We start from the raw sequence: 11,680 nt of genomic DNA, 5'->3' as shown, positions 1-11,680 counted from the left end.
CGTTGCTCGAAGAGGGCGGAGCCGGGCAGCTCCGCTGGTGCGCGAAGGGTCAGCCGTGGGCGCGGGCGGTGGCCCGCAGGCGGGGCATCTGGACGGTGAGGGGGCTGCCGTCGTCGGCGGTCAGGTAGTGCCGGTGGGCCCAGGTGTTCAACAGCGGCGAGGCGGCGTGGCGGGAGAGCGGGGCATGACCGCTGAGGTTGGCGCTGCGGCCGGTCCACAGGTTCCACAGGCGCGGGGAGCTGGAGAAGCGGCGGCTGCGCTCGGTGAGCCGGTACAGCAGGAGGTAGAAGTCACCGGCGCTCTCCAGCGGGTCGTGGCCCTCGCCCCGGATCTCCCACCGGCACGGCGCAGTGCTCTCCTTGCGCTGGTTGATGCGGAAGACCACGTCGCCGTGGTTCACCACGTGCTCCGAGGGCAGGTCGGCGGTCTCGGTGACCCGCAGCCGGCCCAGGGCCAGGGCCAGGACGAACAGCGGGGCCGTGTCGGCCAAGGTGAGGAAGAGCAGGCGGGCGGTGTCCTGCTTGCCCTGGCCGTCGACGTGGGGGATACGGCCGGTGCGGTCCATCACGTCCAGCAGCCGGGCCGTGGCCTGGTCCTCTTCGCTGAGCGTGTTCGGGGCGGTGCGGAAGGCGGCCAGGAGCTCCTCGGAGGCGGTGAGGCGGGCGATGATCTCGGCCGCGTCGGTGCGTGCCGTCTGGAGCAGCGCGGTGTACTCGCGGTGCGAGTACGGCTGCACCGCGGTGCGGGGCGGCTGCGGTCCGGTGATCTTCCGGGGTGCCTTGATCAGGTCCCAGACGCTGGAGTGGAGGGAGCCGTAGGGGGCGTCCTGCAGCAGGCGGCACAGCTGGGCGAGTTCACGCCCGATGCCCGCCGCCGTGCGGGTGGCCCCCTCGACGTCCCGGTAGGTGTACAGGTGGCCGGGGCGCACGTCATCCAGGCTGGCCAGCGGCTGGTCCTGCATGCTCAGGAAGGCCAGGAAGCGGCGGATGGTGCCGAAGTAGGTGTCCGCGGCGGCGAGCGTGAGGATGCTGCCGGTGTCCGGTGCGAGGCGGGCCGTGAGAGCGGCGGCCAGCGGCGCGTGCAGCGGCGGGCAGGGCAGCGGGGCGAAGTCGTAGGTGCGTTCGTGGCCAGTCATCGGGGTGAAGCGGACGACGGGTCCGGTGGTGTTCTCGGGCATGGTGGGCCTTTCCGTTGGGCGGCAAATGCCGCGGTTGGGGTGGTTGGCTGGCCCGGTCAAGGTCGCCGGGCACTCTGGGCGGTGGCTGTGGGCGGCCTGTGGGTCACGTGGCCGACGCGGGACCGGCGGGGACGATGACTGACAGGTAGGCGCGGGTGCCGTGGCTGTCGCGCATGGGTTTGTAGGTGGCCGGGCCGAAGGCGGCGGACTGCTGCAGGGCGGCGACCAGGGCGCGGACGGCGCGGTCGTCGCCCATGAGCCGGACGTCGACCGGCTGGGCGCTGCCGGGGATCGTAGAGACAGAGGGGGCGCGGGAGTTCACGGTGTTCGCCATCCGGGGTCAGTGGTCGGGGATGAGGTCCAGGACGGCCTGGTGCTCGGCGGCGGTCAGTCCGAGGTGGTGGCCGCTGAGCGGCTCGGCCTGGTAGAGGCGGTGCTGGCCGTCGGCCCAGTCGCGCAGGAGTTGCTGGGCGGTGGGGATGTCGGTGTCGAGGGCGTCGGCGATCTGCTGCCAGCTGGCGCCGCGGAGTTGGGCGTCGTGGACGAGCGAGCCGCGGTAGTGGCCCAGATCGGTGCGGATCGCCTCGCCCAGGGCGAGGCAGGCCAGGGCGTCGGTGGGGCCGTGCCGGTCGGGGTCGTGGCGGCTGAGCAGGAGTGCCAGGGAGTGATCAGCCCGGCGGCTCTCCAACCACGCGATGGGCGTGGTGATCGGTACGTCACCGGGGCGGGTGATGGGCTGGAGCGACGTCCACGTCGCGTACGCGGTGTCGGTGGAGGGGTGGTCGGTCACGGGTTCCTCGCAGCAGGGACGGGGCTCGGTCGAGCCGGGGATGGTGGGCCGGTGAGCCGGGCGGTCACGGTGGGCCCGGACGTGGGTCCGGGGCCGCTGAAACCGGCCGGATGCGGGGGTGGGCGGATCGGCCTGCGGAACCTGTCCTCGCAGGTCAGGTCCTGTACGGCGGCCTGCCGCCGGCCAGCCGGTGGTGTGCCGGGACGGCAGGCCGAGGGCAGGTCACGAGTACGCCTGCAGAGCTGCTTTGACGTCGGCCAGGAGGTAGCCGGTGCGCTCTCCGGGCAGGTGCCGCAGCCGGGTGGAGGACAGCTCCACGCCGGCGTCGGTGAGGGCCTTGCGCAGGTGGCGGCCGATCATGGCGAGCCGGTCGGCGCGGTCGTCCCACCGGCTCCACCGGTCTGCGTCGTCGGCGATCAGGTGCTCGGCGAGCTGAGCGACGGTCAGCGCGTCGGGGTCCTGCTCGGCGCGGAAGGCCTCGCGCAGGATGAGCAGGATGGCGGGCGGCGCGGGCGGCAGCGTGCTGTCGGCGCGGCAGCGGGTGAGCAGGTCCTGGTACTGCTGCCACAGCCCGGCCTCGGTGAGGGTGTGGGTCAGGTCGGGCAGCCCGGCGGCGGCGCGTTCGGCGCCGAGCTGGGCGGCCTGGGCGTCGGTGACCTCGCGGACCTGGTAGCGGATGGGCCGGTTGGGCATGCCGGGCAGGCCCTGGGCATAGATCTGGCCGGCGTCGTTGACCTGGGTGTGGGTGGCGGCCTGGAGGAGGTCGGCGCGGTAGCCCTCGGCGATGGCGCCGCCGCCGAGGAGTTCGGTGACATCCACGCGGCGGCAGGCGCCCAGCAGGCGGGCGGACAGCTTGGGGCCGATGGCCTGGCCGAGGTAGTCGCGGGTGCCGAACTGGCTGCCGGCCTCGAACCAGACGGCCTCCTTGCGGCCCAGCAGCAGCCCGCGCACCAGTTTCGCCTTGGCCTCGTCGCTCAGCTGCGGCCACTCGTCGGTGAACACCACGATGGCCGGATGCTCTTCACTGACGCGCCACTTGTTGCCCCAGCCGTAGCGGGCACGCTGGCGGGCGCGGGCCGAGCACAGGGCCAGCAGGAAGTCCAGGACGTCCTGGATCAGCTCGTCGTCCATGCACGCCGACAGCGTGATCGCCTCGCCCAGGGCGCCGACGCCAGTGCCGACCGGATCGAGGTTGAACGCCACGGCGTCTCGGCAGGCGGTGACGGCCTCGGCGAGCGCGAGCATCACGCCGGACTTGCCGCCGCCGGAGTCGGCGACCATCAGCAGCATCAGCCCGGCCAGGGAGAAGACGAGCGGGGCGCCGTCCATGGCCACGCCGAAGTCGGCCGCGTCCACGATCGACATCGACAGCGGCGGCCGGTACGGCCGCGGGCCGACCACCTCCGGAGAGAAGGGGTCGCGCAGCAGCGCACGGACGAACGCACTGTCCCCGGCGTCCGGGTCGCCCTCGATCAGCAGCCCGTTGCGGCGCAGCCGCAGCCGGGTGATCAGGCCCTTGTAGATGTCGTCCTTGTTCAGCTCGTCCGGGCTGCCGGTGGAAAACTGCAGGTAGAACGACCAGCCCCATGGCTCCTGGACCGCCTTGGCGACCTCGGCGAGGTCCCGGCCCTCGGCTCGGATGGCGGCGGCGAGGACGGCGGCGGCCTGTTCGGACGTGGCGGCCTCGGCGAGCGAGCCAGGGACCGGCTTGTGTGCGGCCGTGGCGTCGTCGGCCGGGGGCTCGGCGGGCGTGTCCTGGCCTTCGCCGTTGTCCTTATCGCCGGGGTGGGGCTCGTCGAGCTGGTGGTCGGCGGGCGCGTCGAGTTCGGGGATGAGCAGCTCGGCGGGAACCGGCCGGGTGGTCAGCGAGATGGGGTGGCGGGTGAGCCACCAGCCGCCACCGAGCAGGGCCGGGCCGGTGATCAGCGCGGACACGGGTGCCGTGGTGGTGACGGTGGCCAGGGCACCGAGAACGGGCACCACGACACAGGTGAACCGGACGGCGCCGCGCGTCCCGCGCCACCGGCTGATCTGCTCGGCCGTGGGCTGGGCCGGGGTGAACGCCATGGCGTTGAGGACGGCCAAGCCGTTACGGCGGCGGTCGGCCTCGGCCCCCAGATCGCGCAGCCGGTTCTTCTCCGGGCCGCTTAGGCCGTCCTCGGCCGCCTTGTCCACCAGTTTGGACATCTGCTTGAGCGTGGTGTCCCGGGCGGTGCGGGCGTCGTCGCGGCGCTCGCTGTAGTGGTCGAACTGCGTCTTCACGATGCGGCGGCGGATCTCGTCGCCGGTCATGTAGCGCAGCGCGGCCCAGTGCACCGTCAGGGCCCAGATGTTGCGCAGCCCAAGCAAGGTGCGGCCAGCGATGAAGCGGGCGGCGGTGGCCGTCGCGTGGGCTACACGCCGGGTCGTCCGGCGGCGGGAAGCCGCCTGGGCCGGTCCGGGCTTCGGCTGCGGCTCATCGTCGTTGACGAACTCGCCTTCGTACACGATGGCTTCGGGCAGGAGGTCGCCGTTGTCACGGCTGGTCATGGGCGGGGTACTCCAAAAGCGGGAGAAGGAAGGGAAAGGGGAAAGAAGAGGGGCGCGGTCCTGTGGCTCGGCGCCGTGGGCGCCTTCGCAGGTCAGCCGCCGAAGACGTAGAGGCCGAGGTTGTTGCCGGTCAGCGTGGTGGCGCCGACGATCCAGCCCATGAATCCGAGGCTGGTGCCGTAGCAGATGGCCACGAGGGTGCCGCCGGCCATTTCCTTCCAGTCCTTGGGCTTGCCGCGGGCGGCAATCAGCTTGATGACGTACCAGGTGATGCCGGTCAGGCCGATGGCCGCGCCTCCGGCGGAGACCGGGGTCACTGCGGTGCGGGGCGGGTTGGCGGCCGCATCTGCCCCGGCGGTGCCTTCTACGGCCTTCTGCCCGGCGACGTTCATGCCGTGGCGCAGGGTCCCGGCGATCTCGCCGAGGAAGCCGCCAGAGTTGACGGTGATCAGCAGCATGAAGAAGCCGACCAGGATCAGGGTCTTCTTGTTGCGCAGCAGCTTGTACTTGAACCCGGCGATGATCGCGACGGTGGCGATGGCGCCGAAGACCAGGGCGCCGAACCCGGCATTGGCAGGGGAGTTGTCGAACATGGTCAGGAGGCTCCAGTCAGGAAGTGGGTGACAGCGCGCCAGGAGACGATCAGGACGCCGATTCCGGCGGCCCACAGCGCGGGGCGGGTGACGATCCAGCTGCGGGGCGAGCGCACCAGGCGCACGAGGCCACGGCCGGTGTGCACTAGTGCTTTCCAGGCCAGTTCGCAGACGAGGCCGGGGAAGCCCGGGACGAGCTGACCGAGGAAGACGGCGCCGGTGCCGGCGAGGACGAAGCCGAGCGGGGCGAGGACGGGGGCGGTGATGCCGCCGCTGCTGATGCTGTCCGCGACCCAGCGGGCAGCAGTCGTGCCGCCGACGGGTACGAAGTTGACCACCGCGATGGACAGCAGGTTGCGGACGGGCTGCAGCCGCCCCCAGTCCACGTCGTTGCCCTTGTCGTCGCGACTGGGGGCCCGCTCGGCGACGGCCACAGTGACGTCCGCCCAGCTGGCCGTCTCGGCGACGGCCTCGGCCAGGTCCGGGGCGATGCCGGGCGGCGGCGAGGGCGGCTGGTCGCCGGTCACCGCGCACCGCACCGCACTCTCCGAGCGCAGCGGGCAGCCGGAGGCCACCGGGCAGACAGAGCAGCAGCCCACCGGGGTCGGCTCGGCCTCATGCCCGCCAGCCCACCACGGCTCGTCGGCGCCGGTGTCCTTGTTCAGCGAGGCCATCGCACGACCTCCCCGAGCAGGGCCAACAGCCGCTCACGCACCTTGACCTCGTCCTCGTCCGGCTCGGCACCGGCTACCGGCTCGGGCTGCCAGCCCTCGGGCAGCGACGGCACCGGGGGCAGCGGCCGGGACCGGCGGCGGGGGAGGACCAGCCGGACCGATGGGCGGTGGGAACGTCGGAAGAACATCAGGCTTCCTCCTCGTCCGTGGCGGGGCGGGCAGGGACGGTGGCCGGCTGGGCCGGAAGGTTCTTCTTCACCGCACGAATCTGGTTGCGAACCCACTCCGCGTCCGCGCCGAACTCGCGGCCGAGCTCGGTAGGCGACGGCGTCTGACCGTCGGCGAACAGAGCGGTGATCCGTGCCCGCACCGCATCGCGCAGCTCCTCACGCCCGGCACCGCGCGATGCGCGGGCACCGGCCTTCCGCGTCGCCTGGCGTTCGGTACGGCGCTGGCGGTTGCCGCTCGCCGCACCGGGCTTGCCGGACGGGGCAACGCCGGTAGCGGAGGCGGGGCTACCGGGTGCGGACCCGGCGGTGTTACCGCTGCCCTTACCGCTCGCCGGTGCGGAGTTACCGCTACCGGTAGCTGGTCTCTCACCGCTCGTGTTACCGGTGCCGGTACCGGGCGGCAGAGCGGGCGATACGGAGGTGGGCGCTACCGGTGCCGCCTGCTCTGCAGCAGCCGGAGGTGTGGCTGGTTCGGTGGCGGGGTGGTCGCGCAGCGCGTGGACCCGCCATAGCACGAACGGGCCGATGGAGACGATGAGGGCGACCAGCCACCAGGTGGGTCGGACATCGTCACCGGTGCCGGTGACGCCGAACAACCCGGCCTCGGCGAGGTGGACCAGCACGTTCGCGATCACCATCAGGCTGATGGCGGTGAACGTGTCGCGGTGGCGCCGGAACGCTGCGATCACGTACACGTCGATGGCGATCGGCAGCAGCGGTGCCACCGGGAGCGGGAAGCCGACCAGCACAGCCAGGGACCATTCGCCCGAGGCGGTCAGTCCGATCGCCGCGAATAGCGCGAACGTCGGTAGTTTCTTCGTCAGCTTCTCGTCGCGCTCTTGGCGCTGCTCGGCCTCCGTGCGGGCCTGCTCCAGCAGCTCGTCCGCCTTGTCCTTTTCGCGGCGGGCCTGGGCTAGGGCCGCGTCCATCTTCTGGCCGGTGGCCTCGGCCTGCTTCAGAGCGTCGTTCACCAGGGCCTCGGCCTGGCGGCGGGCGTCCTCAAGCAGCCGGGCGGCCTCCGCCTCGGTGGTCTGGCGGAAGGATTCGGCGTCCTGCTCGCGCCGGCGGGCCCGGGCGTCGGCCTGCCCCCGCAGCATCTTGGCTTCCTGCTCGATACAGCGGAGCTCCTCCTGGCTGGCCTCCCGCACCCGCGAGGCCGTAGTGCGGGCGTCGGCCAGCAGCTCCTCGGCCGCCTCGCGGGCCTGGTCCAAGACCGACTGGGCGGCGGCGATCTGCTTCTCGGCTGCCTGATGGGACTGCTCGGTGTGCAGGTCGGCGACGAGTTTGCGCTGCTGGGCGCCCTCGGCGTCGGCCTCGGCCTGGGCGGCGGCGGTGGCCGCCTCCCGCCGCAGGGTCTGTGCCTCGCGGCGCGCTCCGGCTAGCAAATCGGCCGCCTCGGCGTGGGCCGCCTCCAAGACGTCGGCGGCCTTCGGCTCCGGGGCCAGGGTGTCGGTGAGAAGGTGGGCGCGGTGCGCGCCCGGGATGCTCGGTACGCGGTGGTGCTCGGTCACCGGGGATCTTCTTCCTGCTGGGTCCAGGTGGCGGCGAGCCGGTCGGCGGCCTGGGCCGCATCCGTCCTGTTCAGGGCCTGCTTCATGCGGGCGGTGGTCTGCTCTGCGGCGGTGTCGGCTTCGCGGGCTGGCTCGGCCCGGCCGATGGCCGCCTGCCAGGTGCGCACGCGGGTCACGAGAGCCACCCCCGGCGCCCTCCGCGGCCCTCCTGCCGCTCACGCTGCTTGTCCGCCCAGTTCCAGCCGTCGCGGTCGGCCTGGGCGGTGCTGCGGTGGTGGCGCTCACGGCGCCTCGCGGACCGCTGCGCTTCCTGGCGCTGCCGCTTCTCGGTGGCGGACTCCTTGCCCGCGTAGGTGGTGGCGGCCATCTGCCGGTCGTTGCCGAAGAGCCCGAAGAGCGCCATCATGCACCCCCGCTGGTCAGCGCGGTGATGTGGATGGTGGAGCTGCCGCAGATGCCGCGAGCCTCCAGGTAGTCGCCACTCGGCTGCAGCCCGGGGGCATGGATCGCCTGGGCGAGGGTGTCGATGAGCGGCGCGGGCAGCGGGCGGCCGACGTGGACGGCCACATCGGCGTCCAGCGGGGCGGCGTCGCTGATCAGGTCGAGCAGGTGGGCGACCAAGTCGGCGTCGTCCAGCACGGTGCCGGTGGACGGCGAGGGCGGGATGGCGGCCGGGATGGTGGCGGCCAGCAGCCGGGCCAGACCGGCCCGCAGCTGCAGGATCGCCATCACCAGCGCGTCGGCGTCCATCTCCTGCAGCGGCAGCGTGATGGCCTCGGACAGCAGAGCGCGGGCGCTTTCTGCGGCCTCGACCCGGCGTGCGGCCGGGGACGCGGCAGACAGGCCATTCCACGCCATCCGCATGTAGTCGACCAACTCCGGGAACACCGGCAGCGGCAACTCCCACGAAGAACGGGGAAGTTCAGGCATCTGCGCGTTCACGCCGCACCCCCGTTACTGGCGGCCTGGCGGGCCCGGTACATCTCCCGCCGCTCCTCCTGGCGCACGCCGCCGAAGACCCCGTTGATCCGCGTGATCTCCGACTGGGCCAGGTCCCGCTCCAGGCACACTGAACGGACCTGGGCCGGGCACGCGGCGCACACGGCCAGCGCCGCCCGCTCGCCCTTGTTGGGTTGCTGGTCCAGCTGGGACGGGCGGGCGAAGAAGATCTGCGTGTCCAGGCCCGTGCACGCGGCCCGCGGCCGGCCATCAGCATCCACAGGGGAGGCACCGAACAGCAGTCGCAGTAACGGACCGGGCGAACGCCGTACCGCGACGACGGGCGCACTCGTACGCTTGGGCATGCGGAAGTCACTCCTTGAAACGGGTGGGCTCTCCGCGCGAGGACCCCTGAGATCGGTGGAAGGAGATCGGGGGTCCTTTGCGCGTTTCGGGCAAGGCAGTGCTACGGACGCAGGGGAAAACAGCCCCAACACCCCGCCGACTTCACTAGCGAAGTTGGTGAGATTGACCGTAGGCGAAGATCCGCAATCCCGTCAAGGCTTCACTAGTGAACTACTCGTGACTTGCCTAGTGAAGATGCTCTACTCTGAGCCCATGACGGCAAAGGACCCGAGGCCGCGCGGAGCGCAGCGGATCGCCGACGATCTCAGAGCGGAGATCGAATCCGGCGTCATCGAGCCGGGAGAGAAGCTCCCGACTACGCGTGAGCTTGTGGCGAAGTACCAGGTGACGGGTGAGACCGTGCGCCAGGCGATCCTCCGGCTGAAGAACGCCGGGCTGGTCACCAGCAGGCAGGGCGGCGGCGTCTACGCCCGCGACCGCCCACCGCTCAAGCGACTCGGAACCCAGCGCTACGACAAGGCGAAATGGCGGGACAGCGATGAGGTGGCGTTCATCGCGGATCGGGTCGCTTCGGGCCGCGAGTACAGCCGCACCGACCAGACACAGACCGTCAGCCGGGTGCCGGCCAACCGCGAGATCGCCGCCGCCCTGGGCATCCCGGAGGGCTCGGAGGTCTACGCACGCGCCCGCCTGGTAAAGGAGAAAGGCCAGCCCACCCACACGCTGACCAGCTACTACCGGCCTAGCCACGTGGAGGGCACCCGGCTGGTCGACCCCGCCCCCGGCCCGGCAGGAAAGGGCGGAGGCTTCCGCGTGTTCTACGAACTCGGCCTGGAACCCGACCATATGACCGAGGAACTGCGGGCCCGCATGCCCACTCCCGCCGAGATAGAGCAGCTTGAGCTGCCGCCTGGCGAACCGGTCGTGATCCTCAAACGGACCACCTACACCGCCGACGAGACCGTGATCGAGTACGCCCTCGGCGTCCATGCCGCCAGCCGCTTCAGCTGGAGCTACAGCTTTCAGATGCCCGACTCCGCCCGTGACCAGGCCGAAAGGCAGGAATCATGACCAGGGAAGGAAGGCCCCGCGCGCTCGACGTGGCCGAACTGACCGCGCCCGGCGACGTGCCGGTGTCGGCGTGATCGAGATGGCCCACAGCCGCCAGCGGCACCAGGACCGCATTGCGGGCGCCGTCCGCGGCCTGCCCCTACAAGGGACCGTCCCCGCAGACGGCTCCGACGCGATCGCGGCCCTGGTCCTGGGCACCGCGATCACCGTGCAGATTGACGACGAGCAGCCGCCCCTGACGCGCCAGGCCCGGCAGCAGGGCCGTACCTGGAGCGAGATCCCCACAGCCGCCGGGCTCACCGTCGACCAGGCCCGCACCGCCTACACCGCCTGAGCGGCAGACCTCGACGAGGCCGACCGCGCCGAGGGACTCCAGCTGGCCGGATAGCACTCGCTCTCTGCAGGTATCGGTGCCCCATGAAGGGATATTTCCTTCATGGGGCACCGTCCATTTGCGGGCGTGCGGCATGATCAGCCGTCATGGACCCTGCCGTCATAGCCGCACTCGTCTCCGCACCGACTGCGGTCTTGGCTGCCGCAGCCGCCTACGCCGCAGGGAAGGCACAGGGACGCGCCAGTCTCGACGCCGTACGACGCCAGGCCCAACGCGATGCATACGCCCAGTTCCTCGACGCCGCGTACGCGTTCAGTACGTCGTCGCGCTGGCCGTCCTGCGTGGCCCGGGCCGAACGCGAGTTAGCCGAATCAGGAGCGTCGCCGGACACCGAGGGCATCCATCGCCGTGCTGCCGAACTCCGGGTCGGTGTCAGCATCGGCCCGCTGCACCTCGCGAACATCGTGGTCGGCCTCGAAGGGCCAGTGCACGTCGCGGCCGTGGCCGGCGAAGTCGTCCGCCGCGCTCACGCCGTCCACGATGACGCCGCCGTCATAGGCACGGGTAGCACCGAAGAGCTCGCGCAGATGGACCTGGATACCTTCGAGAGCAGGGAGGCGGATACCCGAGTCATCAGGGCCATGGCCATCTTCAGCAACGTGGGCCGCCGTCACCTCAACGGTGAGGCACCCCCGCGCGATCCATGGGCTACCGAACGAAACCTTGCCGACTCTGACGGCGCGATCAGCCCGCTCCTCCAGTCCTTTCTGGGCAGGTCAGCGCGGTAGGAGACGGCTGTCGAAACCGCTGTCGGCCAGCCGCTGAAAAGCCCCGACCACGTCCTCCGGGACCTCCTGGGGGATTGTGAAGCCCGGCTCGGGATACACCATCACCCGCTGCAGCGCACCCACCAGCATGTCGACGACCAGCTTCGCGTCCCCGATCCCCTCGGCATACGCGGCCAGCCCCACCGGCTCCGACGCGCACACCACGTCAACCTCGGGCCACACCTTCTTGAACGTTGCGTACGAGCGGCGCTCCTCGTACGGCTTGCACACCACCAGCACCGACTCTGGCACGATCCCGGCCTCGGCCAGCACCTGGCGGGAGAAGACGGCGTTCTGCCCAGTGTTCGCCGCCCTCGGCTCGACCAGCACCGCCTCCTTGGGCACGCCGAACTCCAGGGCGTACTCGCGGTAGTGCACAGCCTCGCCGCGCGGGAAGCGTTCCTTTGTCGTCGGGCTGTTGGCGCCGGTGAAAACCATCACCGGGAACAGGCCCTGCCGGTATAGGCCAACGATGTGCGAGGCGACCCCGAGATCGTGGCTGCCCAGGCCGATCCCCACCGAGCACGGCCGCAGCTCGTGGCGCATCTGGTGGTAGTCCCAGATCAGCTCCGCATCCCGCCACGCCTGGGCGGAGATCACGCCCTGCTGTCCTTCGGCCTCTGCCACGGTCGCTACTCC

General features: G+C 71.4%; 16 protein-coding genes. 3 read left to right on the top strand and 13 right to left on the bottom strand.

From position 1 onward, the window contains the following. Positions 1–49: 49 nt before the first annotated feature. The 12 genes from ACFYOY_RS00395 to ACFYOY_RS00340 form a co-directional block, all read right to left on the bottom strand. Positions 50–1,177 (bottom strand): hypothetical protein, encoded by a 1,128-nt coding sequence (locus tag ACFYOY_RS00395; RefSeq protein ID WP_388583896.1) that lies wholly within the window; start codon positions 1,175–1,177, stop codon positions 50–52. Positions 1,178–1,280: 103 nt separating this feature from the next. Then, positions 1,281–1,511 (bottom strand): hypothetical protein, encoded by a 231-nt coding sequence (locus ACFYOY_RS00390; RefSeq protein ID WP_388583893.1) that lies wholly within the window; start codon positions 1,509–1,511, stop codon positions 1,281–1,283. 6 nt (positions 1,512–1,517) lie between these two features. Then, positions 1,518–1,967 (bottom strand): hypothetical protein, encoded by a 450-nt coding sequence (locus tag ACFYOY_RS00385; RefSeq protein ID WP_388583890.1) that lies wholly within the window; start codon positions 1,965–1,967, stop codon positions 1,518–1,520. Between the two features lie 222 nt (positions 1,968–2,189). Further along, on the bottom strand, positions 2,190–4,496 hold the full coding sequence (locus ACFYOY_RS00380) for a hypothetical protein (protein ID WP_388583887.1): 2,307 nt from the start codon (positions 4,494–4,496) through the stop codon (positions 2,190–2,192). A 92-nt stretch (positions 4,497–4,588) separates the two neighbouring features. Further along, complete coding sequence (locus ACFYOY_RS00375) at positions 4,589–5,089, bottom strand: hypothetical protein (protein ID WP_383143341.1); 501 nt, start codon at positions 5,087–5,089, stop codon at positions 4,589–4,591. A 2-nt stretch (positions 5,090–5,091) separates the two neighbouring features. Continuing rightward, positions 5,092–5,763 (bottom strand): hypothetical protein, encoded by a 672-nt coding sequence (locus ACFYOY_RS00370; protein WP_388583884.1) that lies wholly within the window; start codon positions 5,761–5,763, stop codon positions 5,092–5,094. Continuing rightward, positions 5,751–5,951, bottom strand: a complete 201-nt coding sequence (locus ACFYOY_RS00365) for a hypothetical protein (protein WP_388583882.1) — start codon at positions 5,949–5,951, stop codon at positions 5,751–5,753. Before ACFYOY_RS00365 ends, ACFYOY_RS00370 begins: the two co-directional genes overlap by 13 nt. Next, complete coding sequence (locus ACFYOY_RS00360) at positions 5,951–7,504, bottom strand: hypothetical protein (protein WP_388583879.1); 1,554 nt, start codon at positions 7,502–7,504, stop codon at positions 5,951–5,953. Before ACFYOY_RS00360 ends, ACFYOY_RS00365 begins: the two co-directional genes overlap by 1 nt. Further along, on the bottom strand, positions 7,501–7,680 hold the full coding sequence (locus tag ACFYOY_RS00355; RefSeq protein WP_388583876.1) for a hypothetical protein: 180 nt from the start codon (positions 7,678–7,680) through the stop codon (positions 7,501–7,503). The genes ACFYOY_RS00360 and ACFYOY_RS00355 overlap by 4 nt, the downstream gene beginning before the upstream one ends. Further along, positions 7,677–7,910 (bottom strand): hypothetical protein, encoded by a 234-nt coding sequence (locus tag ACFYOY_RS00350; protein ID WP_388583873.1) that lies wholly within the window; start codon positions 7,908–7,910, stop codon positions 7,677–7,679. Before ACFYOY_RS00350 ends, ACFYOY_RS00355 begins: the two co-directional genes overlap by 4 nt. After that, on the bottom strand, positions 7,907–8,434 hold the full coding sequence (locus ACFYOY_RS00345) for a hypothetical protein (RefSeq protein ID WP_388583870.1): 528 nt from the start codon (positions 8,432–8,434) through the stop codon (positions 7,907–7,909). The genes ACFYOY_RS00350 and ACFYOY_RS00345 overlap by 4 nt, the downstream gene beginning before the upstream one ends. Before the next feature lie 8 nt (positions 8,435–8,442). Continuing rightward, on the bottom strand, positions 8,443–8,808 hold the full coding sequence (locus ACFYOY_RS00340; protein WP_388583868.1) for a WhiB family transcriptional regulator: 366 nt from the start codon (positions 8,806–8,808) through the stop codon (positions 8,443–8,445). 253 nt (positions 8,809–9,061) lie between these two features. On the opposite strand from ACFYOY_RS00340, the gene ACFYOY_RS00335 reads away from it, so the two are divergent. From ACFYOY_RS00335 to ACFYOY_RS00325, 3 genes are all read left to right on the top strand, one after another. Next, the gene (locus ACFYOY_RS00335) at positions 9,062–9,880 is read left to right on the top strand and encodes a GntR family transcriptional regulator (RefSeq protein WP_388583865.1); all 819 of its coding nucleotides are present in this window, start codon (positions 9,062–9,064) and stop codon (positions 9,878–9,880) included. A gap of 70 nt (positions 9,881–9,950) precedes the next feature. Continuing rightward, positions 9,951–10,214 (top strand): hypothetical protein, encoded by a 264-nt coding sequence (locus ACFYOY_RS00330; protein WP_388583862.1) that lies wholly within the window; start codon positions 9,951–9,953, stop codon positions 10,212–10,214. Between the two features lie 146 nt (positions 10,215–10,360). Next, complete coding sequence (locus ACFYOY_RS00325) at positions 10,361–11,002, top strand: hypothetical protein (protein WP_388583859.1); 642 nt, start codon at positions 10,361–10,363, stop codon at positions 11,000–11,002. Here ACFYOY_RS00325 and ACFYOY_RS00320 read toward each other — a convergent pair. Further along, positions 10,991–11,587: a YdcF family protein gene (locus tag ACFYOY_RS00320; protein ID WP_388584557.1), complete on the bottom strand. Its 597-nt coding sequence runs from the start codon at positions 11,585–11,587 to the stop codon at positions 10,991–10,993. The two genes, ACFYOY_RS00325 and ACFYOY_RS00320, sit on opposite strands and share 12 nt — an antisense overlap. Positions 11,588–11,680 lie beyond the last annotated feature (93 nt).

The sequence above is a fragment of the Streptomyces sp. NPDC007875 genome (assembly GCF_042868035.1).
Classification (GTDB): Bacteria; Actinomycetota; Actinomycetes; order Streptomycetales; family Streptomycetaceae; genus Streptomyces; species Streptomyces antimycoticus.
Note: the sequence above shows the minus strand (reverse complement) of the source record. Positions and strands in the feature narration are given on the sequence as shown.

What these genes read in the sequence shown, in the direction of transcription:
- ACFYOY_RS00395 (WP_388583896.1), bottom strand. Translation starts at nt 1,177, where the DNA reads ATGCCCGAGAACACCACCGGACCCGTCGTCCGCTTCACCCCGATGACT.
- ACFYOY_RS00390 (WP_388583893.1), bottom strand. Translation starts at nt 1,511, where the DNA reads ATGGCGAACACCGTGAACTCCCGCGCCCCCTCTGTCTCTACGATCCCC.
- ACFYOY_RS00380 (WP_388583887.1), bottom strand. Translation starts at nt 4,496, where the DNA reads ATGACCAGCCGTGACAACGGCGACCTCCTGCCCGAAGCCATCGTGTAC.
- ACFYOY_RS00375 (WP_383143341.1), bottom strand. Translation starts at nt 5,089, where the DNA reads ATGTTCGACAACTCCCCTGCCAATGCCGGGTTCGGCGCCCTGGTCTTC.
- ACFYOY_RS00370 (WP_388583884.1), bottom strand. Translation starts at nt 5,763, where the DNA reads ATGGCCTCGCTGAACAAGGACACCGGCGCCGACGAGCCGTGGTGGGCT.
- ACFYOY_RS00365 (WP_388583882.1), bottom strand. Translation starts at nt 5,951, where the DNA reads ATGTTCTTCCGACGTTCCCACCGCCCATCGGTCCGGCTGGTCCTCCCC.
- ACFYOY_RS00350 (WP_388583873.1), bottom strand. Translation starts at nt 7,910, where the DNA reads ATGATGGCGCTCTTCGGGCTCTTCGGCAACGACCGGCAGATGGCCGCC.
- ACFYOY_RS00345 (WP_388583870.1), bottom strand. Translation starts at nt 8,434, where the DNA reads ATGCCTGAACTTCCCCGTTCTTCGTGGGAGTTGCCGCTGCCGGTGTTC.
- ACFYOY_RS00340 (WP_388583868.1), bottom strand. Translation starts at nt 8,808, where the DNA reads ATGCCCAAGCGTACGAGTGCGCCCGTCGTCGCGGTACGGCGTTCGCCC.
- ACFYOY_RS00335 (WP_388583865.1), top strand. Translation starts at nt 9,062, where the DNA reads ATGACGGCAAAGGACCCGAGGCCGCGCGGAGCGCAGCGGATCGCCGAC.
- ACFYOY_RS00325 (WP_388583859.1), top strand. Translation starts at nt 10,361, where the DNA reads ATGGACCCTGCCGTCATAGCCGCACTCGTCTCCGCACCGACTGCGGTC.
- ACFYOY_RS00320 (WP_388584557.1), bottom strand. Translation starts at nt 11,587, where the DNA reads ATGCGCCACGAGCTGCGGCCGTGCTCGGTGGGGATCGGCCTGGGCAGC.